The organism is Bradyrhizobium sp. SHOUNA76 (genome assembly GCF_023006445.1).
Lineage (GTDB): Bacteria > Pseudomonadota > Alphaproteobacteria > Rhizobiales > Xanthobacteraceae > Bradyrhizobium.
The window spans coordinates 1-566 of record NZ_JALBHA010001104.1 but is presented as its reverse complement, the minus strand read 5'-3'; the positions used below and the strand labels follow the sequence as shown (position 1 = coordinate 566).

Annotated in this window: 1 pseudogene; it reads right to left on the bottom strand. The window is 68.9% G+C overall.

From position 1 onward, the window contains the following. Positions 1-342, bottom strand: a pseudogene (locus MOV74_RS39985) (GGDEF domain-containing protein); the annotation flags it as partial. Positions 343-566: the final 224 nt, after the last annotated feature.

The following is a 566-nucleotide window of genomic DNA, read 5'->3' as shown; positions in this document are numbered from 1 at the left end:
CACGCGCAGGGCGGCGCGAAGCCGTGCGATCAGGCGGTCGGGATTGCCGCCGCGCGAGGAGAAGGGCAGGGCGTTGTGAGGCAGCGTGCCCGCCGCATCCACGGCCACGAAGGGAAGGTAGGGCGATTGGTCGGCGATCTTTCTCGAGAGCGCGGCCAAATGCGGCTCGTGTCCGCCCTGCATCGCAGCGAGAATCGCGGCTGGCTGCACCTCTTCGACCGCGCGCGCCGCGCTGGCCCAGTCGGTGTCGACCACGGGAAACAGCCGCGCCTCGTCCAGCGCCCCGACGAAGGGCGGCCGCTCGGCATTGGACACAAACAGGATCGGGCCCGCCTGGGACATTCGGAAACTCTGATCACGCGACAGTTGCCGCGCAATCTAGATTGGCCGCATTAATGCGGCGTCAACGTACCAGGCGAAACTGCGCCTAGACCGGACCGGAGCGGTCGCGAAAAGCCTCGACCATCAGGGGGTTAAGGCCGAGCTCGCTGAGTGCCTCGCGGGCGCGGGCATTGTCCTGGGCGCGTCCGGCCAGCCTGTGGCCCGAAAGCCGGTCGGGCAGCGCG